Origin of the sequence: Enterobacter sp. MGH 16 (assembly GCF_000493175.1) — a bacterium.
Lineage (GTDB): Bacteria > Pseudomonadota > Gammaproteobacteria > Enterobacterales > Enterobacteriaceae > Enterobacter > Enterobacter roggenkampii.
The window spans coordinates 4,472,065-4,497,987 of the sequence record NZ_KI535695.1; the positions used below are offsets into that span (position 1 = coordinate 4,472,065).

The following is a 25,923-nucleotide window of genomic DNA, read 5'->3' on the forward strand; positions in this document are numbered from 1 at the left end:
GCGAAAAACAAAAGGGCACGTCATGCTTCAATCACTCAACCACCTGACCCTCGCGGTCAGCGACCTGCAAAAAAGCGTCACCTTCTGGCACACGCTGCTGGGGCTGACCCTGCACGCCCGCTGGAATACCGGGGCCTATCTCACCTGCGGCGATCTGTGGGTCTGCCTGTCGTACGACGAGGCGCGCCAGTACGTGCCGCCGCAGAAGAGCGACTACACCCACTACGCGTTTACCGTGGCGGAAGAGGATTTTGAACCGTTCTCGCAAAGGCTTGAGCAGGCGGGCGTCACCGTCTGGAAGCAGAACAAAAGCGAGGGGGCGTCGTTCTATTTTCTCGACCCGGACGGCCACAAGCTGGAGCTGCACGTGGGCAGCCTCGCCGCGCGGCTGGCGGCGTGTCGCGAGAAGCCCTATGCGGGGATGGTGTTTACCTCAGACGAGGCTTGAGGCGCGCACCTTTAGCCTGCCCGCCAGCGTCACGTGCGTGGCGGCATCTTCCTGATTGCACAGGTACTCCACCGCCAGCCGTCCCAGCTCGCTGTAGGGCAGCTGGATACTGGTCAGCGGCGGGGTGAGCTGTTCGGAAATCTTCTGGTCGTCGTAGCCCGCCAGCAGCATGTCCTGCGGGATGCGCACGCCGTTCACCGCCAATGCCTGATAGCAGCCAATCGCCAGCCAGTCGCTGGCGCAGAAGATGGCGTCCGGGCGCTCGGCCAGTTCCAGCAGGGAGGTGGTGGCGGTAAAGGACTCGCTGAACTGCCAGTTGGTCTGGCGCAGCAGGCCGTCGTCGCACGCGAGTCCGGCCTGCTGCAGCGCGGCCTGGTAGCCCGCCAGACGCTGGCGGGAGGCCTCCATCCAGCTCTCGCCGGTGATGTGGGCGATGCGCGTGGCCCCGCAGGCGATGAGGTGTTTCGTCACCTGGAAGGCGTTGGCGTAGTCGTCCGGGATAAACGACGGCAGCAGCGGCGAGCCGGGGTCGCGCTGGTTGAGCAGCACCAGCGGGATGCGGGTGCAGTCCTGGAACGCCGTCATGTCCACCAGCGTGGTGACCGGTGAGGCGAGGACAATCCCGATGCAGTTGCGCTTCTCCAGCTGGCGGATGATGTTCAGCGCCAGCTCGATGTCGTCGCCGTAGTCGTAGACGGTGAGCAGAGTCTCGTTGCGCCACGCCGCTTCCCGCGCCTGGCTGATGGCGTCGATAAACGGGTCGAAGCTCTGCAGCGAGCTGACCAGCAGGGCGATCTCTTCCTGGTTGCGCGGGGCGTGAACGGCGGGGAGGCGGTCGTAGCCGAGCTCGGTGGCGACGCTAACCACCCTATGACGGGTGTCGTCGCTGAGCTTGATGTTGCGGGACTGGTTAAGTACCAGCGATACCGTCGCCTGCGATACCCCTGCCGCCCGCGCAATATCGTTCATCGTCACTTTTGTTTTTCGCTTCATCCGTCCTCTCCCTTTCGCGACTTCGCATCATACCCTAACCGCACGCTTACGCGCCGTCGATCACGTTTCTCATTCATCGAAGCGCGAACTTTGTGAGGGACATCGCTTTTCTTCGTGCGGGAAATTGCGCATTTATCCCGCAGCTAATATTTATTAGCTAAATATTATCAGTAAGAGGACGCGTAATGAAAGAGCAGTGGAGCAGGGAGCAGGCACAGGCGTGGTATCAGCAGAAGGGCTGGCTGTGCGGGTTTAACTATCTGCCGTCGACGGCGGTGAACTGGACCGATATCTGGCAGGCAGAGACCTTCGACGCCGTGACGATTGACCGCGAGCTGGGCTGGGCGGCGGAGGCGGGCTACAACACCCTGCGCATCAACCTGCCGTTTATCGTCTGGGAGCACGACCGCGACGGGCTGATGGCGCGCATCGACCGCTTTTTGACGATTGCCGACGGCCACGGGTTCAGCACCATGCTGACCCTGATGGACGACTGCGGCTTCTCCGGCGACGAGCCGTACCTCGGCCCGCAAAAGCCGCCGGTGCCGGGCAAACACAACAGCCAGGCGGCGGCGAGCCCGGGGCGCGACAAGGTGTGCGATCCTGACTGCTGGGCAGACATTGAGCGCTATATCCGCGACGTTGTCCGCCAGTTCCGCGAGGATAAGCGCGTGCTGCTGTGGGATCTCTACAACGAGCCGGGCAACCGCGGCATTTTCGCGACCGGCACGCAGGAGGTGCAGTACGACGCGAAGCTGGAGACCTGCGCCCACGCGCTGATGAAGCTGGCGTTCCAGTGGGTGCGAGAAGAAGATCCAACCCAGCCGCTCACCGTCTGCGCGTGGCGCCTGCCGCCGGAAGAGGAGGGCGAGACGTTCTTCCAGCACCCGCTGGACCAGACCGCGCTGGCGCTCTCGGACGTGGTGAGCTTCCACGCCTACACCCACACCGGGCGCATGACGGCGATTATCCAGCAGCTGCAAAAGTTCGGTCGCCCACTGTTCTGTACCGAATGGCTGGCGCGCCACGTGGGCAGCACCATCGAAGAGCAGCTTCCGCTGATGTATGCGGCGAAGGTCGCGCCGTACCAGTGGGGGCTGGTGCGCGGCAAAACCCAGACGTGGCTGCCGTGGCCGGTGGTGATGAAGGAGTCCACGGACTACTGCCGCCTCTGGTTCCACGACGTGTTTGAGGAGAACGGTATTCCGTTCTCGCGCCGTGAAATCGCCCTGATGCAGCAGCTGCGCAAGATCGCCCCGCAGGCGCAGAACTAATAATATCGACCCGGCGGTCCACCGCCGGGCAACCAGGCAGGCATATAACAATGGCAACGACAATGAAAATACCGTCTCGCGAGCTGTGGTCTTATTTTGGTTATGGTTTAGGTCAGTGTTTTAGCTTTGGTTTAGTGGGTTCGTTTATTAACTATTTTTACACCGACGTGCTGGGGATCTCGGCGCTGGCGGCGAGCACCATCTTCCTGATTGCCCGCGCGTGGGACGCGGTTCACGATCCGCTGTTTGCCAGCATCATGGACACCATTAACAGCCGGTTCGGCAAGTTTCGCCACTTTTTGCTGATCGCCCCGCTGCTGATCACCGGCGTCACGCTGCTGTCGTTCTATAAAATCGAAGCGGACATGACCACCAAAATCCTCTACGCCGGGGTGACCTACATCCTGTGGGGGACGCTGTACGCCATCTCCGATATCCCATTCTGGTCGATGTCGTCGGTGATGACCAACGACTCCGGGCAGCGCACCCGCGCGGTGACGGCGGCGATGCTCGGGGTGAACGCCGGGATTGCCTGCGCCAACATCTTCTTCCCGAAGCTGGCGGCCTATTTCGCCCAGTACAGCAATGACAAAGGCTACTTTATGGCGGCGCTGGTGATGATGCTGGTGGGCCTGCCGCTGATGCTTAACGGCTTCATGCAGATCAAAGAGCGCGTGCCGCCGAGCCCGGAAAAGGTGACCATCCGCGACACCTTCCACTACCTGCGCCAGAACAAGCCGCTGTTTATCGTCCTGCTGTCGTTCTTCTTCTGCGTGTTCCACAACGTGGCGGGCGGGCTCTATATCTACTTCTTTATTAACAACCTGGGCGACGGCAGCCTGCAGATGGCGATTGGCGTGATGGGGATTGTGGCGGCGGTGCTGTGCCTGGTCGCCCCGATGCTGACGCGCCGGATGCAGAAGCGGAAGCTGTTTATGATCCTCTGCGGGCTGGACGTGGCGGTGCGCGTGGTGATGTGGTTTGTGGGCTATCAGCAGGTGACGATGCTGTTTATTCTGCTCGGCCTGAGCACGCTGTTCGTGATGATGACCAACATTCTCACCTCGTCGATGATTGCCGACACCATCGAGTACGCGGAGTACCACACTCACAAGCGCTGCGCGGCGATTACCTTCTCCGGGCAGACCTTTACCGGCAAGATGTCGGTGGCGGTGGGCGGCGGGTTAATCGGGGTGTTTCTGACGATGATCGGCTATGTGCCGCAGGCGCAAATCCAGAGCGAGAGCGTACTGTCGGGGCTGTTCTTCGGGATTTGCCTGCTGCCGGCAATAGGGTCGCTGATTCGAATGGGCTTCATGTCGCGCTTTACCTTTACCGAGGAGAAGCACGCGGAGATTTGTCGGCTGCTGGCGGAGCGGAACGCGTCTGCGAAAGCGCCGGGTGACGGCTGCGCCTTACCCGGCCTACAGGACCAGCCCTTGTAGGCCTGATAAGCGAAGCGCCATCAGGCTTCGCTTTTTAAAACTTACAGCGACTTCACAAACGCCAGCAGGTCTTCGTTGAGCTGATCCTGGTGGGTCAGCGCGAAGCCGTGCGGCGCGTTGTCGTACACCTTCAGCGTGGCGTTTTTGATCATCTCTGCCGCCAGCTTGCCGGTGCTTTCAAACGGCACGATCTGGTCGTTGCTGCCGTGGATCACCAGCGTCGGCACGTCGATTTTCGCCATATCCGGGCGGAAGTCGGTTTCGCCGAAGGCGGTCACGCAGTCGATGGTGCCCTTCAGGGACGCCAGCAGGGCGATGTTCAGCGTCTGCGTCAGGGCACCGGCGGAAACGGTCTGTCCGGCGTTGGTGCCGTAGAACGGGGTGGCGAAGTCGCTGATGAACTGGGCGCGATCTTTACGCATTCCGTCGCGAATGCCGTCGAACACGCTCTGATCCACACCCTGCGGGAAGGAGTCGGATTTGCCGAAGATTGGCGTGACCGCGCCCAGCAGCGCCAGACCGGCCACGCGCGCGCTGCCGTAGTTGTTGATGTAGCGGGTCACGTCGCCGCCGCCCATGGAGAAGCCCACCAGCGTCACGTCCTGCAGGTCCAGGGTGGTGATCAGGTCGTTGATGTCGGACGCAAAGGTGTCGTAGTCGTAACCGTTCCACGGCTGATCCGAGCGGCCAAACCCTCGACGGTCAAAGGCGATGGCGCGGAAGCCGCGCTCGGCCAGGTAGTTCAGCTGGCTGTCCCACATGTCGCCGTCCAGCGGCCAGCCGTGGCTGAAGAGAACCGGTTTGCCCGCGCCGCAGTCTTTGTAGTAAATCTGCGTGCCGTCTTTTGCCTTAAACGTTGCCATAGTGTGTTCCTGTGCAGGTGATGGTTGTGGTTATACCGGCGCGACCAGGTAGCGAATAGCCGGTGATGTTGTGCCCTGATGAAAAGCCAGAACGCGGCTCTGCAGCAGGAGGTCATTCATGGTGTGGCGCTCCTGCTGGCGCAGATGCTCAATCCAGGAGCCCATCAGGAAGGTCTCGATAAACAGTCCGGGACGTTCGATATCCTCATACACCGCCCAGCTCATCGCTCCGGCGCGGCGGCGTACCCGGCGCAGCTCGTGCACTGCCTGCAAAAACGCTTTCGCGTTGTGCGGGTCAATGATGTACTCATGCGACACCAGCACCGGGCCGCGCTCGTTCGGCAGGTCGATCTCCACGCCGTCCAGCGGCTGGCCGCTCAGGTCGAGGTTTAAATCAGGATCTTTCTCCAGCTTCCAGCGGAACACGGTGGCGCTTGCCAGCACCATCCCCAGCGTGGCGACCACCAGCGCGGTCGGGGTGCCGAACTGCGACGCGATCTGCCCCCAGATGGCGCTGCCCGTGGTCATCGAGCCGAAGAACACCGTCAGGTAGACCGCGAGCGCGCGGGCCTTCACCCAGCGGGCGGCGCTGCGCTGGGCGCCGAGGTTGAGGGTCGAGAGCACCGCAATCCACGCGAAGCCGGTAAAGAACTCAAACAGGTTGAGCAGCCAGACGTGGCGCACAAACGCCAGCGCCAGCATGGTGAGGGCAAAGACCAGGCTGGCGGCCACCATCAGCCGGTCGGCGTTCAGCCGCTGGCGCAGGCGCGGCAGCAGGATTGCCCCGGCAATGGCGCCCAGGCCAATGCACGCCAGCATCACGCCGTAGCCCGCCGGGCCCAGGCCCAGCTCGCGGCGCGCTACCAGCGGCAGCAGCGCCCAGCCCGCGCTGCCGAAAACGAAGAAAGCCACTGTGCGCACCAGCACGTTGCGCAGCACCGGGGCGGCGTGCACGTAGCGGATGCCGGTGCGCACCGCCGAGAAGAAGTGCTCCGGCGGCAGACGCTGAATGGACGGGGCCGGACGCCAGCGCCACAGCACCCACGCCACGCCCACCACGGACAGCGCGTTCAGGGCAAACACCATCCACGGCCCGGTGAGCGACAGCAGGAACCCCCCCAGCGCGGGGCCAATCGCCCGGCTGATGTTCACCCCGAGCGAGTTCAGCGCCACGGCGGCGCCCAGCTCCGGCTTGCTCACCAGATCGGGCACCACGGCCTGGAACGGCGGCGAGCTCATCGCCGCGCCCACGCTCAGCAGAAACGTCGCCACCAGCAGCACGGTGGGGGTGACGTGTCCGGTGAAGGAGAGCGCCGTCAGCCCGGCGGCGGCGATGAACACCCACAGCTGGGAGAAGAGCAGGTATTTACGTCGGTCGACGATGTCCGCCATCACCCCGGACGGCAGGGCGAAGAGGAACATCGGCAGGCTGCTGGCCGCCTGCACCAGCGCGATATCCAGCGGTTCGGCGCTCAGGGTCAGCATGCTCCAGTTGATGCCGACGTCGCTCATCCATGAGCCGACGTTAGAGACCACCGTGGCGATCCACAGCATGCGGAACACCGGCTGGCTCAGCGGCTGCCAGGGCGAAACCGCCCGCGCGGGCGTCGTCTCAACGTGTGCGTCGCGAACGTCGTTAACCTGGGTCATGCGAACCTCTCCGCTGCCTTACGCTGCAGCCGCCACTGGCCCGGCCCGGTGAGGGCAAGGGTGGTGAAGATAATCAGCAGCAGCCAGCCAAACTGCCCTTCGGCAATAGACCAGTTCGGGTGGACCGCGAGCATCGCCACCAGCAGCACGGCGATAATCGGCAGGCACGCCAGGCGGGTGTAGACGCCCGCAATGATCAACAGCGGGCAAATCACCTCGGCGACAATCGCCGGGATCAGGCTGGCGTAAGGCCCGAGGCCGAACGGATCTTCAATGCGCGTCAGCTCTTCGCTGAAGTGCAGCACCTTCGGCAGGCCGTGCACGTAGAGCAACAGCAGGCTGCCGCTGAGGCGCAGGAAGAACAGCCCCAGGTCGACCCGGGGCGGCATAGTGGTGTTTTTCATCAGAATGCAAAGCAGCTGCAGCCCAGCGCCCCCCAGAAAGCGTTATCGTCGGACACCGGCATCGCTGACGTGCGGGCGAAATCATGCTGATGGCTGTGAACCCCGCACGGTCCGCTGCAGTGGTGAGCCACACTCATGCCCACGCGGGCGGCCTGCGGCGGCGCGCTGCGGTAGTGACCCGGCACCTTCACCACCGGGGACCACTCGGGCAGGACCGGGATGGCCGGGGGCGCGAGCGGGCCAAAGCTGCCCGCGGCGTAGACGATATCGCCGTTCACCACCGTGAGAACGGACTCGATGCCCTTGATCTCCTCTTCCGGCACGCGGAAGTAGTCTTTGCTCAGCACCGCCAGGTCGGCGAGCTGGCCGACTTTAATCTGCCCCTTCTGGTTCTGCTCGCTGGAGAACCACGCGCTGCCCTGGGTCCAGAGCATCAGGGCGGTATCGCGGTCCAGACGGGCGCTGTGATCGTACATCTGCATCCCGCCGACGGTGCGGCCGGAGACCAGCCAGTAGAGCGCGGTCCACGGGTTGTAGCTCGCCACGCGGGTGGCATCGGTGCCTAAGCCAACCGGCACGCCGGTCTCCAGCATTTTCGCCACCGGCGGCGTGTGGCGGGTGGCTTCGATGCCGTAACGCTCGGCAAAGTACTCCCCCTGGAAGGCCATGCGGTGCTGCACGGCAATGCCGCCGCCGAGCGCTTTGATGCGGTCGATGTTGGCCTGGGTGACGGTTTCCGCGTGGTCGAAGAACCAGTGCAGGCCGTTGAACGGAATGTCGCGGTTCACCTTCTCGAAGACGTCCAGCATGCGGCTGATGGATTCGTTATAGGTGGCGTGCAGGCGGAACGGCCAGCGGTGCTCCACCAGATGGCGCACCACGCGCTCCAGCTCGTCCTCCATACCCGGCGCGAGGTCAGGGCGCGGCTCGAGGAAATCTTCGAAGTCGGCGGCGGAGAAGACCAGCATCTCGCCCGCGCCGTTGTGGCGGAAGAAATCGCTGCCCTGGCCCGGCGTGAGCATGTCGGTCCATTTTTCAAAGTCTTCCAGCTCGTGGCCCGGACGCTGGGTAAACAGGTTGTAGGCGATGCGGATGGTCATCTGCTTCTTCTCGTGCAGCTCGGCAATCACCTCGTAGTCTTCCGGGTAGTTCTGGAAGCCGCCGCCCGCGTCGATGGCGCTGGTCAGCCCCAGACGGTTGAGCTCGCGCATGAACTGGCGGGTGGAGTTCACCTGCTGCTCCAGCGGCAGCTTCGGCCCTTTGGCCAGCGTGGCGTAGAGGATCATGGCGTTCGGACGGGCAATCAGCATCCCGGTCGGGTTGCCGTTGGCGTCGCGCTGGATCTCGCCGCCCGGCGGGTTTGGCGTGTCTTTGGTGTAGCCGACCACCTTCAGCGCGGCGCGGTTGAGCAGGGCGCGGTCGTAGAGGTGCAGGATGAAGACCGGGGTGTCCGGCGCGGCATCGTTAATTTCGTCCAGGGTCGGCATGCGGCGCTCGGCAAACTGGAACTCGGTCCAGCCGCCCACCACGCGCACCCACTGCGGCGACGGGGTGCGCAGCGCCTGCTCTTTCAGCATCCGCAGGGCGTCGGCCAGGGACGGCACGCCTTCCCAGCGCAGCTCGAGGTTGTAGTTCAGCCCGCCGCGAATCAGGTGCAGGTGCGAGTCGTTGAGGCCGGGGATGGCGGTGTGGCCTTTTAAGTCGACCACTTTGGTGCCGTCGCCGTGGTGCTGCATCACCTCGGCGACGGTACCCACTTCCAGAAATTTTCCGTCGCGCACGGCAACGGCTTCCGCGACGGGGTTCTCGCGATCGACGGTGTGAAACTGGCCGTTAACCAGAATGAGATCGGCTTTACCGAGGGTAACCATAACTGCTCCTGACTGAGAGGGGAATGGTCAGGATTATGGGAACCGGTTTCGGCAAAGATCCAGTTATACAATAGGATAGGTATACCAAAGTATAACTATACCTAAGGTTAACTATACGAAGAGATAATTACGCGCGGAGAGAGAAAACCGCAGGATGAAGGTGACTTTATCGTCGCGGCGCTCGCGGCGATTTCTACCCTTAACCACTGGAAAATGCTATGACCTCTTCAAAGCTCGAAGTGTTAACCCCTGCGAACTGTCAGATCATCTTTATCGATCACCAGCCACAGATGGCGTTTGGCGTGCAGTCGATTGACCGTCAGGTGCTGAAAAACAACACCGTGGCGCTGGCGAAAGCGGCTAAGGTGTTCAACATCCCGACCATCATCACCACCGTTGAGACCGAAAGCTTCTCCGGTAACACCTATCCGGAGCTGCTGGACGTGTTCCCGGGCCAGGACATTCTGGAGCGTACCTCCATGAACTCCTGGGACGACCAGAAGGTGCGCGACGCGCTGAAGGCCAACGGCAAGAAGAAGGTGGTGGTGGCCGGCCTGTGGACCGAAGTGTGCAACAACAGCTTTGCCCTGTGCGCGATGCTGGAAGGTGACTACGAAATTTATATGGTGGCGGACGCGTCCGGCGGCACCTCCAAAGAAGCCCACGACTTCGCGATGCAGCGCATGATCCAGGCGGGCGTGATCCCGGTGACCTGGCAGCAGGTGATGCTGGAGTGGCAGCGCGACTGGGCGCGTAAAGAGACCTACACCGCGGTGATGGACATCGTGCGCGAGCACTCCGGCGCGTACGGCATGGGCGTGGATTACGCCTACACCATGGTGCACAAAGCGCCGTCTCGCCAGAAGAGCGAGCACCGCACCTTAGCGCCGGTTCCGGCTCGCTAAGTCCCGTCGGCGGGCTGGTCCCTCATCCGGCTCGCCGCTGCCTCTTTCTCTGGAGTTCACGATGAGTACTGGGCTGATATCCCTTGCGGCAGGCGTGTTGATTGGCCTGATGTATGCCGTGCTGAAGGTGCGCTCCCCCGCGCCGCCCGCGCTGGCGCTGATTGGCCTGCTGGGGATGCTGGCGGGTGAACAGGCGACGCGCCATCTCTTATCCCGCGACGGCGCGCCGCCGCCTCAGGCGATCGTTCCGCACGCCAGTTCGCAGACGGGAGCGTCGTCATGAAAGCATGGATAATTTCGCTGGTGTGCGGCGTGGGTGCTGGGGTAATTTACGCTCTGCTCGACGTCCATTCCCCGGCGCCGCCGGTTGTCGCCCTGCTTGGCCTGTTTGGCATGCTGGTGGGTGAACAGCTCATCCCGGTGGGACGGCGTTTACTGAGTCGCGAACCGCTTACCCTCGCCTGGTTTCGTCACGAATGCGTACCGAAAATCAGCGGCACGGCGCCCCCAGCGCCCGCGAAGGATACCCGCGACGTTAAATGACTGGTTAGAGGAATAACAGCATGACGCTGCCGTGGCGCATTGCCATCATTGATGACGAACGTTCCGTCCGCAGCGGGTTGAGTAATCTCCTGGAGTCGGAAGGCTATTCGACCGATACGTTTGATTCGGCAGAGGTATTTCTGAGCCATCCTCTCGCCCTGTCCGGCGCGGCGCTGGTGATCACCGATATCAAGCTGCGGGGCATGAGCGGACTTGAGCTGTTTGACAAGCTGCGGCTGCTGGCCGTACCGCCGCCGCCCGTGCTCTTTATCTCCGGTCATGCTGATGAAAATATGCAGCGGTACGCTCTCGGTCTGGGCGCCGCTGCTTTTTTGCGTAAGCCCATTAACATCGATATTCTGCTGGATCATATCCAGCGGGAGCTGGCCCGCCGACAATAAGGATCGCGGATGAACGAAAACGAGCAGCCTGCATTCTGGCCCGCCCAGGGGAATCTTCACCAGGGGCGGGTTTTTGTCCTTAAAGAGGATGTGATTTTTACCGTGCTGGCGCAGGAGGGCGGAATCGCCTGGATGCACGCGCGACATCCTCATTCCGGCGGCTCGTTCATTATCGCCACCGCGGTCAGCGACGAAGAGGAAGAGCGGGCTACCCGGCTGCTCAAAAACGAGTTTGCGCTGCGCGATATGCTGCAGGACAGCTGGGCCATTCGCGCCGTCGCCTCCACCCAGTACCGGGGACGCTTCGCGCTGGTGTACGCCCCGTTTTCCTTTGAGCTGCTGGCGCGGCGCGCGGGCAGGGCGATCTCGGGGATCGCGCGCTTTATCGAGCTGGCGATCCAGATCTGCGTCCCTCTGCGCCAGATGCATCTGCAAAACCTGATCCACGGCGATATCAAGCCCGGCAGCATTTTTGTTCAGCACGATGCCACCTGCCGTCTGGGCAGCTTTGGCCTCTCCTGCACGCTCTCCGATGCTTTCTCCCAGACCCGGCTTGCGGTTTCAGGCGGTACGCCTGCGTGGATGTCGCCGGAACACACCTCCCGCACCCAGCGTCCCGTGGATAACCGCAGCGATCTCTACAGCCTCGGCATGGTGCTGTATGAACTCCTGACCGGTCGCCTGCCGTTTGAGCTGGGAGAGGACGACCAGACCAACTGGGCGCATTACCACATCGCCTCGGCGCCGCTGGCCCCGGACGCGATACGCCCGGACGTGCCGGGGATGCTGTCGACCATCATCCTGAAGCTGCTGGAGAAGCACCCCGATAACCGCTACCAGACGGTCGACGGGCTGATTGCCGACCTTCGCCGCTGCCAGGCGACGTTGACCTGCGAGGGCGACATCGTCGCCTTTACCCCCGGCCAGCAGGACCGTACGCCGGCGATCCATCTGGCGGACTCCCTGTTCGCGACCCATCCGCAGGCGAACGACGTCATTGCCGCGTTTGAGCGGGTGGGGCAGAACCGCGTGCCGGAGCTGGTGACCATCGGCGGGCCGTCGGGGATCGGCAAATCCTCGATCATTGCGACGGCGCTTAAAACGCTGCAGCAGCGCACGGTGCTGCTGGCGGTGGGCAAAGTCGATCAGTTTTCACCGTCGCTGCCCTACGGCGTATTAAGCTCCGCGTTCCGCACCCTGACGCTCCACCTGCTGGGGCTGCCGGCAGACGAGGTGGCGAAGTGGAAAATCCGCCTCTCGCGCGCCCTTGAAGGCTATGAAGAACTGGCCGTCAGCCTGGTGCCCGAGCTGGGCCTGCTGCTTGAGAGCAAGCCGCGCTTCTCGGCGGATACGTTTTCAATTGATGCCCGGGCGCGCTTCAGCCATATGGTGCTGGCGCTGGTGAAAACCTTTGCCTCGCAGGGCTGCCCGCTGGTGCTGGTGCTGGACGATCTTCAGTGGAGCGATGCCGCCAGCCTGCAAACGCTCAACGCGCTGCTGGTGAACTGCGGCGCCATCCCGCTGCTGGTGGTTGTCGCTCACCGCGATATCGGCTCGTTGTCCGACCCCACGCTGCAACAGCAGCTGGCGAGCCTGCCGGAGGCGGCACAGCACGCGAGCGAGATTGTCCCGCAGGCCCTCTCGGTTAAAGCCGTGGCGCGCTGGCTGGCAACGGTGTTTCGCACCCGCAGCGCGGCGACGACCGACCTTGCCACCCTGATCCACGAGAAAACGGGCGGCAACCCGCTTTTTGTGCACGAGTTTTTCCGCCGCATCGTCGACGACGGGCTGGTGGTGCATAACAAATACCAGGACAAATGGCATTACGATCTGCAGGCGATCCGCGCCCGGCATTACACCGAAAACGTGGTCACCCTGGTGCTGGAGCAGCTCGAAGAGCTGCCCGACGAGACGCGCCGCCTGCTGGGCAGCATCGCCTGTCTCGGCGGCACGGGCGAGATGGAGATGATGTGCCGCGTGGTCGGCATGTCGATGGCGGAAATGCGCTATGCGCTGCACCCGGCGGTGATGGCGCAGCTTATCGTGCTGACGGAGAAAGCGTACTCCTTCACCCACGACCGGGTGCAGGAGGCCGCCTTTGCGCTGCTGGATCGGCATGAGAAAAGCCATCTTCACCTGACCACCGCCAGCCTGCTGGCCGACGCCGCGCGCCAGGCGGCGGGGAATGAGCTGTTGTTCCGCGCCGTACATCACGTCACGGCCGCGCTGGACAGCATCCAGCCCGCTCCGCAGCGCCAGAGGTTCCGCGAGCTGAGCCTGCTGGCCGCGCGACGCGCGAAGCGTTCGGGAGATTATCTTTCGGCGCTGAGCTATATCCAGACCGCCAGAGCGCTGGGCAACGCCGGGACGGTGTCGGACTTTATGCTCGATATCGAAGAGGCGGGCTGCGAGTTTGCGCTGGGGCACCTGGAGCGGACCCGCGAGCTGTGTGACGCCATCCTCGGCTGCCCCGGCGGGCTGACCGAAAAAGCGCTGGCGGCCAACCTGCTGGTGGAAGTCTACATTCGTCAGTCGGACAGCCGTCTGGCGCTGGAGGCGGCGCTCTGCTGGCTGGGGGTGTTTGGCATCCAGATTGGCCGCTATCCGGAAGATGCCGACTGCGACGAGGCCTGGGAACGCTTTTGCAACCGCGCAAATGACGCGCCGCAAAATCTCTTTGCCCCGCTCTCGCGGATGGAGAACCCGGAAACGGAAGCGGTGATGAACCTGCTCTACAGCGCCAGCATTTGCGCCAGCTTCATCTGCCCGCGCCTGCACTTTTTACTGCTCTGCCGCATGATGCACCTGACCCTCGATCACGGCATCACCGGCGCCTCCACCACGGCGATGGCCTGGTTTGGCGTGCTGATGGGTCACCGCTACGCCGAGTATCGCCTCGGGTTTCAGTACGGCACGCTGGCCCGCGAGCTGGTGACCCGCCACGGCTACGATGCCTTTGAAGCCAAGACCCTGCTGCCGCTCGACCAGCTCAGCGTCTGGACCCAGCCTTTGTCGTTCACCATCGAGTGCGCGAAAGCCTGCTTTACCTCGGCGGTGACCCACGGGGATATGACGATGGCCTGCTTTGCGGCCTGCCACCAGGTGATCAACTTCCTCTCGCGGGGCGATCACCTGGACGGGGTGCTGACCAGCATCGATCGCGGCCTGGCGTTCGTGCGTAAAACCCACTTCCAGGACGTGGAGACCATTTTGATGGTGCAGCGCGGCTACGTTGAGTTCCTGCGCACGCCGGTCATCGGCACCTGGACCGCGTCGCAGGTCTTGCCCGAGGCGCTGCTTCCCGCGTCGCCGGAGCAGGCCCCGGAGCAGACCTCCACCATGCTGTTCTGGTACTGGCTCTATCGCGGCATGGCGCACTTTACCTGTGGCGAGTACGCCGACGCGCAGGCGGATCTGGAGATGGCGGGGTGGTACGCGTGGTCCGCGCCGGGGCACGTCCATCTGCTGGATTACCATCTCTACAGCGCGCTGGCGCTTTCGCGTCAGCTGACGCCGGAGACCTTCTCGGCGAACTACCGCCGCAGCATTCACGCCCACTACGACAAAATCGCCCTCTGGGCGCGCATTAATCCCGGCACGTTCGCGGATAAAGAGGCGCTGATCTACGCCGAAATCGTGCGTCTGGACGGGATGAACAGCATCGCGCTTGAGCAGTACGAGAAGGCGGTCCGGCTCTCCCGCGAGGGCGGGTTTAATCCGATTAACGCTCTGGCCCACGAGCTGGCAGGGCGCTTTGCGCTGGCCTGCGGCTATCCAACCGCCTCGGACGCACACTTCCGCGGCGCCATTGCCGCCTGGGGCCGGGCGGGCGCGCAGGCCAAGGTGCGCCAGCTGGAGCAGGACTTCCCGCACCTGCTGGCCTCCGGGCAGGCGAGCGCCTACGACACGGTGGCATTTGCCCAGAACGAGACCATCCGCGATCTGCAGAGCGTCATCAAAGCCTCCCGCGCGCTGTCGGAAGAGATCAACCTTGAGCGCTTAATCGAAAACCTGATGACGATCCTCCTCGAACGCGCCGGGGCGCAGCGCGGGCTGCTGCTTCGCGTGAGCGATAGCCTGATTCCGGAGATTGAGGCCAGCGCCTGGACCAGCACCGACGGCGTGCGGGTGCGGATCCTGAAAGACGTGCCGACGGCGACCGACCTGCCGCTGTCGGTGCTCGCGGCGGTGATCCGCACCGGGCAGGAGATCCGCACCGGCAGGCCGGAGGAGTTTCACCCCTTCAGTCAGGACCCCTATCTGGTGACCTCGGGAGCGGCCGTTATGTGCGTCCCGATGTTCAAACAGGCGCGGCTGGTGGGCGTGCTGTACCTGGAAAACCGCCTGATGCCGGAAGTGTTTACCGCCGAGCACTCGCGCGTGGTCAGCCTGCTGGGCGCGCAGGCGGCGGTCTCCCTGGAGACGGCGCGGCTGTACGCCGAGCTGCTGGCGGAGAACATCCAGCGCCGCCGGGTGGAGAAAGAGCTGCGCGCCAGCCAGACCTCGCTAATGCTGGGCGAGCAGATCAGCCACACCGGCAGCTGGCGCTGGGAGCTGGAGCAGGATCTGATGTTTGTCTCGGACGAGTACGCCCGCATTCTCGGCCTGCCCGAGCAGCAAAAGACGATCTCCATGGCGGAGTTTTTGACCTTCGTCCATGAGGACGATTACGCCCGCATCAGCGCCATTGTTACCCAAAGCGTGCGCGACGGGCTCTCGATGCGCGCGGAGTTTCGCGTTAAGCGTCCCGACGGCTCAACGCGCTACATCCTCGGCATTGGCGATCCGGTGGGCGTGGGCAGCGAGGTGAACGAGTATTACGGCATCATCACCGATATCACCAGCCAGCGCGCCGCGGAGGATGCCATGCGGGTGGCGCAGGCGGATCTGGCGCGGGTGTCCCGGGCCACCACCGTCGGACAGCTGACCTCCTCCATCGCCCATGAGATCAACCAGCCGCTGATGTCGATCGTCTCGAACGCCGGAGCGAGCCTGCGTTGGCTCAGCCGCGAGCCCGCCCGGCTGGATAAAGTGCGGGAAGGGCTGGAGGAGATCGCCGCCGAAGGCGCGCGGGCGGGGGAGATCATTCGCAGCATTCAGTCCCTGACGCGCAAGCAGGATCCCACCTTCTCGCGCATCGACATGCACTCCCTGATCCACCATATCATCACGCTTTCGCGCAGCGAGCTGGAGCAGCGACACATAAGCGTTGATTATCTGTTGAACGCCAGCGACAGCTTTATCACCGGCGATAGCGTGCAGATCCAGCAGGTGCTGTTGAATCTGGTGATGAACGCGGTAGAGGCGATGGCCGAGGTGAAGGAGCGCGCCAGCACCATCACCCTCAGCACCAGCAACGCGGACGGGAAGGTGATCGTTGAGATCGCCGACACCGGCAGCGGCATTGAGCCCGAGCGGCTGGAGCAGATTTTTGACTCGTTCTATTCCACCAAGCCGCAGGGAATGGGGATGGGGCTGACCATCAGCGCCAGCATTATCGAGCGCCACTGCGGGAAGCTAAGCGCGCGCCGCCGGGAGCCGCACGGCACGATATTTGCCTTCGCGCTGCCGCTGGCCGCGCAGGAAGCGTAAACGTTACTCCGCGGGCTGGCTTTTGGTCAGGCGCTCAACGGCCCTGACCAGCTCGGCTACGGAGCGCACCTGCATTTTCTCCATCACGCGGCGGCGGTGCACCTTCACCGTGATCTCGCTGACGCCCAGCTCCGCGGCAATTTGCTTGTTCAGCATGCCGCTTATCGCCAGCGTCAGCACCTCGTGCTCGCGCGGCGTGAGGGACATGTGGCGCTGCTTCAGGGCGTAGTGCTCTTTATTGCGCACGGCGTTGTTTTCCGCCAGCTGCAGTGCGGATTCGATGGCGTCGATCAGTGCGTTAGATTCGACGGGCTTGGTGAGGAATTCGTACGCGCCGCCTTTGATGGCGCGCACCGACATCGGGATGGTGCCGTGGCCGGTGAGGAAAATAATCGGGATTTCGCGCCCGCTTTCCTTGAGGGCGTCTGCTACCTCAAAACCCGAAATGGCGGGCATTTGCATATCGAGGATCACGCACGACGGCAGATCCTCAAAGCGGTATTGCAGAAACGCTTCTGCCGATGAAAAGCCGATGGCGTTCAGGCCTGCCGAGTCCAGCAGCCCGATCACGGACTGTCTGACGGCGTCATCGTCATCTACCACATACACAATGTGTTCCATTCACCGCCCCGGTGCTGATTGACATGTCGAGGATGCAAACAGTCACTACGGCGACGTAAGAGACTGTTTATGCTGCCTTTCATCTTAACACATTAACTATCATTATCATTTAACAATATGATAACCGTATGAAGTATAGCGAGCCGGGGCGGGGGCGGTGAAGGAACGAAACGCTGTTTTTATGCACCGACAAGCTCAATGCGGTTGCCGTCCGGGTCCGCGATCACCGCCTCATAAAAGCCGTCTCCGGTCAGGCGCGGAGCGCTGAGCAGCGTGCCGTTGGCCTGGGCTCGCTCGGCCATGCTGTCCACTTTTGCCTTGCTGCCGACGTTGATGGCGATATGCGCCCAGCCGATAAACTCCGGGTGGGCAGGGGCGTCGGGCAGATCCGGTAGCGTCATCAGCTCGATGGTCGGCCCGTTATCCAGCGTAATAAAGTGTGATTCGAAACCGGGACGATTTTTACTGACGTAGCGTTCGTTACTGCGGCTATTAAAAACCGTTTCCCAGAACTGAACCTGCGCCTCGAGGCTGCGGGTCCAGAGTGCGACATGGGCAATATTCATATGCTCCCTCGTTATTTGTCTGTGAGGACTTTGATCGGTAAAACAGGCTACACTCTGGTTTTGAGCGCGACAAGCTGAGGAAATAACAATGCACTACACACTGAAAGAAAGCGACAAGGATAAAGCGGAAGGGTCAAACGGCGCGGGCGCTCTGCAGCAAAAACTGCTGGAGTCCCGTTCGATTGTGATCTCCGGTGAGATCAACCAGGAGCTGGCGCAGAAAGTGATCACCCAGATGATCCTGCTGCAAAGCGTCAGCAACGATCCGATCAAGCTGTACATCAACAGCCAGGGCGGCCACGTGGAAGCGGGCGACACCATCCACGACTTCATCAAATTCATTCGCCCGGAAGTGCACGTCATCGGCACCGGCTGGGTGGCGAGCGCCGGGATCACCATCTTCCTGGCCGCGAAAAAAGAGCACCGCTACTCGCTGCCAAATACCCGCTTTATGATCCACCAGCCGCTGGGCGGCGTGCGCGGTCAGGCGACGGATATTGAGATCGAAGCGCGCGAGATCATCCGCATGCTGGATCGCGTGAACAAGCTGATCGCTGACGCCACCGGCCAGCCGCTGGAAAAAGTGAAAAAAGACACCGACCGCAACTTCTGGATGTCCCCGGCGGAAGCGCTGGACTACGGCATCGTGGGCAAGCTGATCACCCATTATGACGAGCTGAAGCTGGACTAAGTTTTTACCGCCGTATACGTGTCGGGTGGCGGCTACGCCTTACCCGACCTACACGCCCTCGTTTGACCCATGACAAGTTCCCCCTCTGCTTTCTTACCTATAATCGCGCCTGTTTCCCCTCTCACTGGTGCTACCCATGGCGTATCAACTGAACCTGAACTGGCCGGAATTTCTTGAGAAATACTGGCAAAAACAACCCGTTGTGCTGAAAAATGCCTTCCCGAATTTTGTCGATCCGATTACCCCGGACGAGCTGGCAGGGCTGGCGATGGAGCCGGAGGTCGATAGCCGTCTGGTGAGCCATTTCAACGGTAAATGGCAGGCCAGCAATGGCCCGTTTGAGCACTTCGACGATCTGGGCGAAACCGGCTGGTCGCTGCTGGCGCAGGCGGTGAACCACTGGCATATGCCCGCCGCAGAGCTGGTGCGTCCGTTCCGCGTTCTGCCGGACTGGCGTCTGGACGATCTGATGATCTCCTTCTCCGTGCCGGGCGGCGGCGTGGGTCCGCATATCGATCAGTACGACGTGTTTATCATTCAGGGGATGGGCAGCCGCCGCTGGCGCGTGGGCGACAAGCTGCCGATGCGTCAGTTCTGCCCGCATCCGGCGCTGCTGCATGTGGATCCGTTCGAGCCGATTATTGACGAAGATCTGGCCCCGGGCGATATCCTCTACATCCCGCCTGGATTCCCGCACGACGGATTTACCCACGAAACGGCGCTCAACTACTCCGTCGGCTTCCGCGGGCCGAACGGTCGCGATCTGATCAGCAGCTTCGCCGACTACGCGCTGGAAAACGATCTGGGCGGCGAGCACTACAGCGATCCGGATCTGACCTGTCGCGAACACCCGGGCCGCGTGGAGCAGTACGAGCTCGATCGCATCCGTCAGATGATGATCGACATGATCGGCAAGCCCGATGATTTCACAAAATGGTTCGGCAGCTTTGTCTCCACGCCGCGCCACGAGCTTGATATCGCCGCCGCCGAGCCGCCGTACGCGCCGGAAGAGGTGCTGGACGCGCTGCAGGGCGGCGAAACGCTGTCTCGCCTGAGCGGGCTGCGCGTGCTGAATATCAACGGCAGCTTCTTCATCAACAGCGAACAGCTGGAGACGGTAGACGCGAAGGCGGCGGATGCGCTGTGCCGCTACACCGAACTCGGCCAGGCCGAGCTGGGCGATGCGCTGAAAAACCCGGCGTTTGTCGAGGAGCTCACCGGGCTGATTAATCAGGGGTACTGGTACTTCGACGAGTAGTGCGGCCTGTTGCCCAGTGGCGCTGCGCTTACCAGGCATACAACGGCGAGAACGTATGCCGGGTAAGGCGAAGCCGCCACCCGGCAAAAACTACTCCTCCATCGCAATCACAATCGCTTCACCCATCTTCTTCAACGCCTCGCGATGTTTCTCCGTTGGCGGCAGCGCCACGTTGATCCGCAGGCAGTTGCGGTACTTCCCGGAGGCGGAAAACAGCGACCCGGCCGCGGCCTGGATTTTCAGCCGGCACAGCTGCTTGCTGACGCACACCATATCGACCGTCTCCGGCAGCTCCACCCACAGCAGGAAGCTGCCCTGCGGGCGCGTGACGCAAATCTCTGCCGGAAAATACTGCCGCACCCAGCAGGTGTAGGTTTCCATATTCTGCTGATAAATCTGGCGCATGCGGCGCACGTGGCGATGGTAATGGCCGTCGCGGATAAACGCCGCCACCGCCATCTGCGTGCCCGGCACGTTAAACCCGCCCGCGGCGTATTTCATGTGCATCACCCGGTCGTAGTAGCGTCCCGGCACAATCCAGCCGACGCGCAGGCCCGGCGCCACGGTTTTGGTAAACGAGCTGCAGAGGATCACGCGGCCGTCGATATCCATGGAATGAATGGTGCGCGGGCGCGGGTACTCCGCCGCCAGCTCGCCGTAAATATCATCCTCGACAATCACGATATCGTGCCGCTGGGCGAGGGCCAGCACCTGCTTTTTCCGCGCCTCCGGCATGATAAACCCGAGCGGGTTATTGCAGTTGGGCACCAGGATCACCGCCTTGATCGGCCACTGCTCCATTGCCAGCTCTAGCGCTTCGATGCTGATCCCGGTTTCAGAGTCGGTGGGAATTTCAATCGCCTTGATGTCAAACCCGCGCAGCATCTGCATGGTGCCGTGAAACGACGGTGATTCCACCGCCACGATATCCCCCGGTTTGCACACCGACAGCAGGGCGATCGACAGCGCACCGTGGCAGCCGTTGGTGATCACAATGTCGCTTGCCGAGACGGTGGAGCCGCCGTCCAGCATCAGGCGGGCGATCTGCTCGCGCAGCTCCAGGCGCCCGTCAAGCACGTCATAGCTCAGCATCTCGCCGGGGTTATGCTGCGCGATGCGGCTCATCTCGCGCCACAGGGGCTTCAGGCTCGGCTGGTTAATGTCCGGCGAACCGCCGCCAAAGGAGATCATCTCTTTGTCGGCGCGGGCGTCCAGCAGCATCATCACCTCATCCCACTGGGTAACGTCCACCGGGCGCTGCACCGGGCGCGTCATTGCCGGGACGGGCGGCTGGGCCTTGCGCGGCGAGACAAAATAGCCGGAGCGCGGCTGAGGCGTGATCAGCTGGAGGTTTTCGAGGATCTGGTAGGCCTGCTGTATGGTGCTGATGCTCACGCCGTGCTCCTGACTCAGCGCGCGCACCGACGGCAGACGTTCGCCGCTGCGATACAGCCCTTGTTCAATGCGTTCTGCCAGAAGGTTGGCGAGATGTTGATAGCGCGTCATGCTGTATCCTCTGTTTTCATCATACAGATTATAAAACCAGTACAGATTGCTGCGAAAATTGCCATGCAGATACTGTTTTAGCGGATCTGTATGTTAAACAAAAGTAGTTTTTGCATCTGTATTGCACAGGCCGATTTCCGGGATGATAACCCCACTGACACAGTGAGGAGAGCATCATGGAATTCTACGAGAATCGTTCAAAACGTCCGTTTGTTGTGTTTGTCTGGATCGCGAAAACGCTGCGTAGCTGGTATCGCATCAACCGCACCCGCCGCATCCTGAGCCAGATGAGCGACGAGCAGCTCAAGGACGTTGGGTTGTCGCGGTATGATGTGTGATCCACGTCGTCGCCGGGTGGCGGCTGCGCCTTACCCGGCCTACTCGATCCCGTAGGCCCGGTAAGCGTAGCGCCACCGGGCGATGTTTAGCGCAACAGCGCAAGCGTCTGCCGCTTCGGCCTTTCCAGCAAATCCAGCGCCTCCTGATACGAGCGCACGTTGTTATAGCCCATCACCAGCCCGTAGCGTTTGCCCGACCCGCGATACCATTCCGAGAGCGCATTGACCTGCAGCTGATGTTCCTGCCAGCAGCGCGCCACTTCCCGGTCACGGCTCCCTTTGGTGAGAAACGCCACGATATGCATCCCGCCGTCGTTTTGCTCGGTGAAAAACAGATCGCCATACACCTCGCGCAGGGCGGCAATCATCCAGTCGCGGCGGGTCTGATACAGCGCGCGCATCTTTTTCAGGTGACGGAAAAAATGCCCTTCGTTGAGAAACGCGGTGAGGATCTTCTGCGTCAGCACCGGCTGGCCGCTGGTGGTGATATCCGCGCAGTCGGTAAAGGCCCCGACGGTGCTGGCGGGCATCACCACGTAGCCCATGCGCAGCGACGGCATGATGGTTTTACTGAAAGTGCCCATAAAGATCACCCGGTCGTGCTGGTCGAGGCTTTTCAGCGACGGCAGCACCTTGCGGGTGTAGTGAAACTCCCCGTCGTAATCGTCTTCGATGATCCACGCCTCGTTCTGGCTGGCCCAGTCGAGCAGCTGCTGTTTACGCGGCAGCGAGAGCGTGACCGCCAGCGGACTCTGGTGCGACGGGGTGACGATGGCAAAACGGGCGTCGCGATGGTGGCGGAGCAGGTAGTCCGTGTCGATGCCGCAGCGATCGACCGGCACCGTGTGCAGGCGCGGCACGATCCGCTTCAGCAGCTGCTGGCCCATAAAATAACCCGGATCCTCAAACACCACCTTGTCGCTGCGGCTGGCGAGGGTGTCGAGGATCAGCCGCAGGCTGCCGCTGTAGCCGCTGGTGATCAGCACCTGCTCGGCGGTGCAGGAGAGCCCGCGCGAGATGTTGAGGTAGCTGGCGATGGCCTGGCGCAGCGGATACCAGCCCAGCACCGGCGGGTTGAGCATCTCCTCCTGACGCATGGCCCGCGTCGCCTGGCCCGCCAGCAGCAGCCACTTTTTATACGGGAAGCTGTCGAGGGCGGGGATGCCGGGGCGCAGAAACCCCGCCCGCTCGCGCTGGCTGATGAGCGAGGCCGGAAGCGTACCGGTGGGCTGTTCCGCCGGGGCATGCTTGTCCGGCAGCAGGAGGTCCGGGTTAACCCGCGTGCCGCGCGCCCCCTGGCTCACCAGATACCCTTCACCCGTCAGAATGGCATACGCCGTTTCGACGGTTTTACGCGCCACCTTCAGCTCTTCCGCCAGCACGCGGATGGCAGGTACCTTATCGCCCGGCTTCAGCACGCCGAGCATAATGTTGTCGCGATAGCGGGAATAAATCTCGTGATAGCCCGGCTTCATGTCCTACCTCATTTCACGCTTTTTGTATCTTTTTACTATGTCATGAACGGCGTAGATTTGCCTCATCGCATGACACATGCCGCACAAAAAGAGGAAAGACCATGAGCACTCGCGTTAACCACCATAAAGCTACACCTGCCCTCGCCAACGCGCTGTCTGCCCTGAGCATGGAGGTGGCAAAAACCTCCATCGATCCGGCGCTGAAGCACCTGATCGACATTCGCGTGTCGCAGCTGAACGGCTGTACGTTCTGTCTCGATATGCACTCAAAAGAGGCGAAAATTGCCGGCGAGCGCGAGCTGCGCCTGTACCATCTGGCGGCCTGGCGCGAGTCCCCGCTGTTTAGCGCCCGTGAAAAAGCGGCGCTGGCCTTCACCGAAGCGCTAACCCAAATCGGCGTTCACGGCGTGAGCGATGCGCTCTACCGCAGCGTGGCGGAACATTTCTCCGACGTGGAGATTTCAGAGCTGAACTTCGCCATCGTGGCAATCAACGCCTGGAACCGTCTGGGGATCACCTCCCGCATGGCGCCCGGCTCGCTGGACGCGGCTTACGGGCTGAATAAGGCTAACCTGGAATAATCCCGCGCTCGCGGATCATCGCCACCAGCGCCCGCAACCCCGGCGGGACGTGGCGATGGCCAGGGTAGTACAGGCGCAGCCCGGCAAACGGCTGCGCCCAGTCGTTTAAGACGCTCACCAGCTCCCCGCTTTTCAGCTCGTCCTGAATATAGAGTTCCGGTAAAAATCCCACCCCTAACCCCGCTTTTACGGCGCGGATCGAGGCAAAAAGATCGGACGTCGCAAAGCGCGGCGGCACGGCAAGCGCGTACGTTTCACCCCGACGGGCCAGCTCCCAGCGGTAGATCCCGCCGTGGGCCATACGCATGCCGATCCCCTGATGTGAAAGCAGATCGTCCGGCGTCTCGGGTATGCCGTGACGGGCGAAATAGTCCGGCGTGGCGGTGACGAGCTGGCGGATCTCACCGGTCAGCGGCACGGCGATCATGTCCTGCGGAACGGACTCTTCGAGGCGGATCCCCGCGTCATAGCCTTCGGCGACGATGTCGATCATCCTCGCTTCGCTCACCGTTTCCACGCGCATTTTCGGGTAGCGGATCATGAAGTCGATCAGCAGCTGGTCCAGAAACAGCGTGCCGATATGGTTCGGCACGTTGAGGCGCAGCGTGCCGGCGGGTTCCCCGGTGTCGCTGTGGATCTCTTCCCCGGCGAGACGGATCTCCTGTAGCGCCGGGCCGATACGCGCCACGTAGCGCTGCCCGGCGTCGGTGAGCGCCACGCTGCGGGTGGTGCGGTTGAAAAGTCGCGTCTGAAGGCGGCTCTCCAGCCCGGCGATGGCGTTGCTGACCGCCGTGGCGGACATCCCCAGCTCCTGCGCCGCACCGCGAAAGCTGCCGCGCCGCACCACCGCCATCACCACTTCCAGCTCTGTCAGACCTGAACGATGCATAGATTATCCTGAAAATCGAAACAACCCTTGCAGCATAGCGTGGATTATCGCAACGGAGAAGCCGTGACAGACTGGTCTCACACAGCCTGAGGAGGTTTATATGCACACCATCGAACAGATCTTTATTAACGGCGAATTTGTTACCCCGCACGGTACCGAGTGGTTTGATTTGTACAACCCGGCGACGGCGCAGGTTATGGGCCAGGTGCGTCTGGCGGATGAGGTTGACGCTGAACGCGCTATCGCGGCGGCGATAGCGGCGTTTCCGGCGTGGTCCCGGACCACAAAGCAGGAACGCATCGCCGCGCTGAAGCGCATGCACGCCGCCGTGGCCGCCCGTCACGACGATCTGCTGGCAGCGGTCATTGAAGAGTACGGCGCGCCCGCCTCGCGCTCGGCATGGATGGCAAGCTATCCGGCAGAGGTGATTGCTCAGGCCATCGAGGCGCTGGAGGCGTTTGAGTTTGTCACCTCCGCAGGTGCCGCAACGGTGCAGATGACGCCGCTCGGCGTGGCCGGGTTGATTACGCCGTGGAACAGCGATGCGGGGTTTATCTGCGGCAAACTGGCGGCCGCGCTGGCGGCGGGCTGCACGGCGGTCATCAAGCCGAGCGAAATGAGCGCCCTGCAAACGCAGATTGTCACCGAAGCGCTGCGCGACGCCGCGCTGCCGCCGGGCGTGTTTAACATCGTCACCGGACGCGGCGAGACGGTGGGCGAAACCCTCAGCCGCCATCCGGACGTCGCGAAAATCTCGTTCACCGGTTCCACGAATACCGGCAAGGCGATCCTGCGCAACGCGGCAGAGAGTTTTAAGCGCGTCACGCTGGAGTTGGGCGGTAAATCGCCGACGATCCTGCTGGATGATGTGGATCTCGCGCAGGCGATCCCGCTGGTGATCCAGGCCGGGTTTATGAACAGCGGACAGGCGTGCGTGGCCGGGACGCGCATTCTGGTGCCTTACTCGCGCAAGGCGGAGATCGAAACCGCGCTGGCGCAGGCCGTGGCGGCAGTGAAATCCGGCGACCCGCGCAGCAGCGCGACAGACGTCGGCCCGATGGTCAGCGAAAAGCAGTGGCTGCGGGTGCAGGGCTATATCCGCAAAGGAATCGAAGAAGGGGCGCGCCTGCTGGCGGGCGGCGAAGGGCGACCGGACGGCACGCGGGACGGCTGGTTCGTGCGTCCGACGCTGTTTGCCGACGTGAACAACCGGATGACCATTGCCCGCGACGAGATTTTCGGCCCGGTGCTGTGCGTGATCCCCTATCGTGACGAGGCGGAGGCGATCGCCATTGCCAACGATACCGAGTACGGCCTGAGCGCGATGGTGCTGGGCGGCGATGTGGACCGCGCGCGACGCGTGGCACAGCAGATTGTTTCCGGTCGCGTGCTGGTGAACACCCTGGCTCATGAACCGAAAGCGCCATTTGGTGGCTTCAAACACTCCGGCGTGGGGCGCGAGATGGGCGAGTGGGGAATTCGGGCGTTTATGGAGCCGAGGTCGATGGTGGGCTAAAACCCGCCCGGTGGCGCTGCGCTTACCGGGCCTACATGAACCGTAGGCCGGATAAGCGCAGCGCCATCCGGCACAACGCTTCGCTCCTTGCCG

The 25,923-nt window shown here is 62.5% G+C and carries 23 protein-coding genes; 13 read left to right on the forward strand and 10 right to left on the reverse strand.

The window, feature by feature from the left end:
* Positions 1–22 precede the first annotated feature (22 nt).
* Positions 23–448 (forward strand): FosA/FosA2 family fosfomycin resistance glutathione transferase, encoded by a 426-nt coding sequence (gene fosA, locus L362_RS02080; protein WP_023345359.1) that lies wholly within the window; start codon positions 23–25, stop codon positions 446–448.
* Here fosA and L362_RS02075 read toward each other — a convergent pair.
* Entirely contained in the window at positions 434–1,441 is a 1,008-nt protein-coding gene (locus L362_RS02075; RefSeq protein ID WP_023345360.1) for a LacI family DNA-binding transcriptional regulator, read from the reverse strand. The genes fosA and L362_RS02075 overlap by 15 nt on opposite strands.
* Before the next feature lie 185 nt (positions 1,442–1,626).
* On the opposite strand from L362_RS02075, the gene L362_RS02070 reads away from it, so the two are divergent.
* Together L362_RS02070 and L362_RS02065 are read left to right on the forward strand one after the other, a co-directional pair.
* Entirely contained in the window at positions 1,627–2,715 is a 1,089-nt protein-coding gene (locus tag L362_RS02070) for a cellulase family glycosylhydrolase (protein WP_023345361.1), read from the forward strand.
* A gap of 50 nt (positions 2,716–2,765) precedes the next feature.
* The gene (locus L362_RS02065) at positions 2,766–4,160 is read left to right on the forward strand and encodes an MFS transporter (RefSeq protein WP_023345362.1); all 1,395 of its coding nucleotides are present in this window, start codon (positions 2,766–2,768) and stop codon (positions 4,158–4,160) included.
* Between the two features lie 41 nt (positions 4,161–4,201).
* Here the strand turns inward: L362_RS02065 and L362_RS02060 are convergent, their stop codons facing one another.
* Genes L362_RS02060 through L362_RS02045 form a run of 4 tightly spaced genes read right to left on the reverse strand, consistent with a single transcriptional unit; the run spans position 4,202 to position 8,948 of the window.
* Positions 4,202–5,023 (reverse strand): alpha/beta fold hydrolase, encoded by an 822-nt coding sequence (locus L362_RS02060; protein ID WP_023345363.1) that lies wholly within the window; start codon positions 5,021–5,023, stop codon positions 4,202–4,204.
* 30 nt (positions 5,024–5,053) lie between these two features.
* Positions 5,054–6,673, reverse strand: coding sequence for an MFS transporter (locus L362_RS02055; RefSeq protein ID WP_023345364.1), 1,620 nt, complete (start codon positions 6,671–6,673; stop codon positions 5,054–5,056).
* Positions 6,670–7,077, reverse strand: coding sequence for a DoxX family protein (locus L362_RS02050; protein WP_023345365.1), 408 nt, complete (start codon positions 7,075–7,077; stop codon positions 6,670–6,672). Before L362_RS02050 ends, L362_RS02055 begins: the two co-directional genes overlap by 4 nt.
* Entirely contained in the window at positions 7,077–8,948 is a 1,872-nt protein-coding gene (locus tag L362_RS02045; RefSeq protein WP_023345366.1) for an amidohydrolase, read from the reverse strand. Before L362_RS02045 ends, L362_RS02050 begins: the two co-directional genes overlap by 1 nt.
* Positions 8,949–9,166: 218 nt before the next feature.
* On the opposite strand from L362_RS02045, the gene L362_RS02040 reads away from it, so the two are divergent.
* From L362_RS02040 to L362_RS02020, 5 genes are all read left to right on the forward strand, one after another.
* Positions 9,167–9,853 (forward strand): hydrolase, encoded by a 687-nt coding sequence (locus L362_RS02040; protein WP_023331928.1) that lies wholly within the window; start codon positions 9,167–9,169, stop codon positions 9,851–9,853.
* Between the two features lie 61 nt (positions 9,854–9,914).
* The gene (locus L362_RS02035; RefSeq protein WP_023345367.1) at positions 9,915–10,136 is read left to right on the forward strand and encodes a DUF1427 family protein; all 222 of its coding nucleotides are present in this window, start codon (positions 9,915–9,917) and stop codon (positions 10,134–10,136) included.
* A complete protein-coding gene (locus L362_RS02030) occupies positions 10,133–10,396 on the forward strand; it encodes a XapX domain-containing protein (protein WP_008501347.1) in 264 nt (87 codons plus the stop codon). Before L362_RS02035 ends, L362_RS02030 begins: the two co-directional genes overlap by 4 nt.
* Positions 10,397–10,416: 20 nt before the next feature.
* Positions 10,417–10,797, forward strand: a complete 381-nt coding sequence (locus L362_RS02025) for a response regulator transcription factor (RefSeq protein WP_008501346.1) — start codon at positions 10,417–10,419, stop codon at positions 10,795–10,797.
* 9 nt (positions 10,798–10,806) lie between these two features.
* Positions 10,807–16,389 carry a trifunctional serine/threonine-protein kinase/ATP-binding protein/sensor histidine kinase gene (locus L362_RS02020; RefSeq protein WP_023345368.1) on the forward strand — a complete coding sequence of 1,861 codons (5,583 nt, stop codon included), beginning with the start codon at positions 10,807–10,809 and terminating at the stop codon, positions 16,387–16,389.
* A 3-nt stretch (positions 16,390–16,392) separates the two neighbouring features.
* Here the strand turns inward: L362_RS02020 and L362_RS02015 are convergent, their stop codons facing one another.
* Together L362_RS02015 and L362_RS02010 are read right to left on the reverse strand one after the other, a co-directional pair.
* Positions 16,393–17,010 carry a response regulator transcription factor gene (locus L362_RS02015; protein WP_023345369.1) on the reverse strand — a complete coding sequence of 206 codons (618 nt, stop codon included), beginning with the start codon at positions 17,008–17,010 and terminating at the stop codon, positions 16,393–16,395.
* Positions 17,011–17,189: 179 nt separating this feature from the next.
* Positions 17,190–17,576: a VOC family protein gene (locus tag L362_RS02010; RefSeq protein ID WP_023345370.1), complete on the reverse strand. Its 387-nt coding sequence runs from the start codon at positions 17,574–17,576 to the stop codon at positions 17,190–17,192.
* An 88-nt stretch (positions 17,577–17,664) separates the two neighbouring features.
* Between L362_RS02010 and L362_RS02005 the strand changes: the two genes are divergently transcribed.
* On the forward strand, positions 17,665–18,267 hold the full coding sequence (locus L362_RS02005) for an ATP-dependent Clp protease proteolytic subunit (RefSeq protein ID WP_008501342.1): 603 nt from the start codon (positions 17,665–17,667) through the stop codon (positions 18,265–18,267).
* Between the two features lie 136 nt (positions 18,268–18,403).
* The gene (locus L362_RS02000; protein ID WP_023326636.1) at positions 18,404–19,525 is read left to right on the forward strand and encodes a ribosomal protein uL16 3-hydroxylase; all 1,122 of its coding nucleotides are present in this window, start codon (positions 18,404–18,406) and stop codon (positions 19,523–19,525) included.
* Between the two features lie 90 nt (positions 19,526–19,615).
* Here L362_RS02000 and L362_RS01995 read toward each other — a convergent pair whose 3' ends face one another.
* Positions 19,616–21,031: an aminotransferase-like domain-containing protein gene (locus tag L362_RS01995; protein ID WP_023293369.1), complete on the reverse strand. Its 1,416-nt coding sequence runs from the start codon at positions 21,029–21,031 to the stop codon at positions 19,616–19,618.
* Positions 21,032–21,207: 176 nt separating this feature from the next.
* Here L362_RS01995 and L362_RS01990 point away from each other — a divergent pair, with 176 nt between their 5' ends.
* Positions 21,208–21,369, forward strand: a complete 162-nt coding sequence (locus tag L362_RS01990) for a DUF1127 domain-containing protein (protein ID WP_023345371.1) — start codon at positions 21,208–21,210, stop codon at positions 21,367–21,369.
* 86 nt (positions 21,370–21,455) lie between these two features.
* Here L362_RS01990 and L362_RS01985 read toward each other — a convergent pair whose 3' ends face one another.
* Positions 21,456–22,844: a MocR-like pyridoxine biosynthesis transcription factor PdxR gene (locus L362_RS01985; RefSeq protein WP_023345372.1), complete on the reverse strand. Its 1,389-nt coding sequence runs from the start codon at positions 22,842–22,844 to the stop codon at positions 21,456–21,458.
* A 101-nt stretch (positions 22,845–22,945) separates the two neighbouring features.
* On the opposite strand from L362_RS01985, the gene L362_RS01980 reads away from it, so the two are divergent.
* Complete coding sequence (locus tag L362_RS01980; RefSeq protein WP_008501331.1) at positions 22,946–23,425, forward strand: carboxymuconolactone decarboxylase family protein; 480 nt, start codon at positions 22,946–22,948, stop codon at positions 23,423–23,425.
* Here the strand turns inward: L362_RS01980 and L362_RS01975 are convergent.
* Complete coding sequence (locus L362_RS01975; protein ID WP_023345373.1) at positions 23,412–24,314, reverse strand: LysR family transcriptional regulator; 903 nt, start codon at positions 24,312–24,314, stop codon at positions 23,412–23,414. The genes L362_RS01980 and L362_RS01975 overlap by 14 nt on opposite strands.
* Positions 24,315–24,414: 100 nt before the next feature.
* On the opposite strand from L362_RS01975, the gene L362_RS01970 reads away from it, so the two are divergent.
* Positions 24,415–25,830, forward strand: coding sequence for an aldehyde dehydrogenase family protein (locus L362_RS01970; protein ID WP_023345374.1), 1,416 nt, complete (start codon positions 24,415–24,417; stop codon positions 25,828–25,830).
* Positions 25,831–25,923: the final 93 nt, after the last annotated feature.

Coding starts and splice junctions, on each gene's coding strand:
- fosA (WP_023345359.1), top strand. CDS start 23: ATGCTTCAATCACTCAACCACCTGACCCTCGCGGTCAGCGACCTGCAA.
- L362_RS02075 (WP_023345360.1), bottom strand. CDS start 1,441: ATGAAGCGAAAAACAAAAGTGACGATGAACGATATTGCGCGGGCGGCA.
- L362_RS02070 (WP_023345361.1), top strand. CDS start 1,627: ATGAAAGAGCAGTGGAGCAGGGAGCAGGCACAGGCGTGGTATCAGCAG.
- L362_RS02065 (WP_023345362.1), top strand. CDS start 2,766: ATGGCAACGACAATGAAAATACCGTCTCGCGAGCTGTGGTCTTATTTT.
- L362_RS02060 (WP_023345363.1), bottom strand. CDS start 5,023: ATGGCAACGTTTAAGGCAAAAGACGGCACGCAGATTTACTACAAAGAC.
- L362_RS02055 (WP_023345364.1), bottom strand. CDS start 6,673: ATGACCCAGGTTAACGACGTTCGCGACGCACACGTTGAGACGACGCCC.
- L362_RS02050 (WP_023345365.1), bottom strand. CDS start 7,077: ATGAAAAACACCACTATGCCGCCCCGGGTCGACCTGGGGCTGTTCTTC.
- L362_RS02045 (WP_023345366.1), bottom strand. CDS start 8,948: ATGGTTACCCTCGGTAAAGCCGATCTCATTCTGGTTAACGGCCAGTTT.
- L362_RS02040 (WP_023331928.1), top strand. CDS start 9,167: ATGACCTCTTCAAAGCTCGAAGTGTTAACCCCTGCGAACTGTCAGATC.
- L362_RS02035 (WP_023345367.1), top strand. CDS start 9,915: ATGAGTACTGGGCTGATATCCCTTGCGGCAGGCGTGTTGATTGGCCTG.
- L362_RS02030 (WP_008501347.1), top strand. CDS start 10,133: ATGAAAGCATGGATAATTTCGCTGGTGTGCGGCGTGGGTGCTGGGGTA.
- L362_RS02025 (WP_008501346.1), top strand. CDS start 10,417: ATGACGCTGCCGTGGCGCATTGCCATCATTGATGACGAACGTTCCGTC.
- L362_RS02020 (WP_023345368.1), top strand. CDS start 10,807: ATGAACGAAAACGAGCAGCCTGCATTCTGGCCCGCCCAGGGGAATCTT.
- L362_RS02015 (WP_023345369.1), bottom strand. CDS start 17,010: ATGGAACACATTGTGTATGTGGTAGATGACGATGACGCCGTCAGACAG.
- L362_RS02010 (WP_023345370.1), bottom strand. CDS start 17,576: ATGAATATTGCCCATGTCGCACTCTGGACCCGCAGCCTCGAGGCGCAG.
- L362_RS02005 (WP_008501342.1), top strand. CDS start 17,665: ATGCACTACACACTGAAAGAAAGCGACAAGGATAAAGCGGAAGGGTCA.
- L362_RS02000 (WP_023326636.1), top strand. CDS start 18,404: ATGGCGTATCAACTGAACCTGAACTGGCCGGAATTTCTTGAGAAATAC.
- L362_RS01995 (WP_023293369.1), bottom strand. CDS start 21,031: ATGACGCGCTATCAACATCTCGCCAACCTTCTGGCAGAACGCATTGAA.
- L362_RS01990 (WP_023345371.1), top strand. CDS start 21,208: ATGGAATTCTACGAGAATCGTTCAAAACGTCCGTTTGTTGTGTTTGTC.
- L362_RS01985 (WP_023345372.1), bottom strand. CDS start 22,844: ATGAAGCCGGGCTATCACGAGATTTATTCCCGCTATCGCGACAACATT.
- L362_RS01980 (WP_008501331.1), top strand. CDS start 22,946: ATGAGCACTCGCGTTAACCACCATAAAGCTACACCTGCCCTCGCCAAC.
- L362_RS01975 (WP_023345373.1), bottom strand. CDS start 24,314: ATGCATCGTTCAGGTCTGACAGAGCTGGAAGTGGTGATGGCGGTGGTG.
- L362_RS01970 (WP_023345374.1), top strand. CDS start 24,415: ATGCACACCATCGAACAGATCTTTATTAACGGCGAATTTGTTACCCCG.